The following is a 453-nucleotide window of genomic DNA, read 5'->3' on the forward strand; positions in this document are numbered from 1 at the left end:
GAGGGACAATGACTTGGGCGTTTCTCTAAGGAGCCTTCGATGATTTGAGCCATACGATTGCGTCTATCTTTACGATAAATAAGCCAGTCTTCTTTGAAAGTGATGTTTAGGTCTTGAATTCCGAGTAATTTTTGAGTAACATAGTCCATATGAAGCAATTCCTATTCTGATGTTTTTTTTCACTTATCAGTTTACTAGGAATTGCTTTTTTTTGCACTCTGAATTACAAAAAAAGTTGCATGGAGAGCAAGCTTTCCACACAACTTATTATAGAACCACTTTTTACACACTTTCCAGCTATATTGATAAACAGTTTCCGGAAACGTTTCATGGTCAAATTCTTCACAGAGCCACCAGCTAGATGCCTCATAAATAATGAAATATTGTAGGCCAAGCAAGAAATCATCATGCGAACTTCATTCTTGATTAAAGTTGAACTATCTGTCTTATCAC

1 pseudogene is annotated in these 453 nt (G+C 36.0%); it reads right to left on the reverse strand.

The window, feature by feature from the left end:
* Positions 1 to 274: 274 nt before the first annotated feature.
* A pseudogene (locus E5983_RS09495) lies at positions 275 to 453 on the reverse strand (IS1380 family transposase); the annotation flags it as partial.

This window comes from Streptococcus danieliae (assembly GCF_009767945.1).
In the GTDB taxonomy this organism is placed as follows: Bacteria; Bacillota; Bacilli; order Lactobacillales; family Streptococcaceae; genus Streptococcus; species Streptococcus danieliae.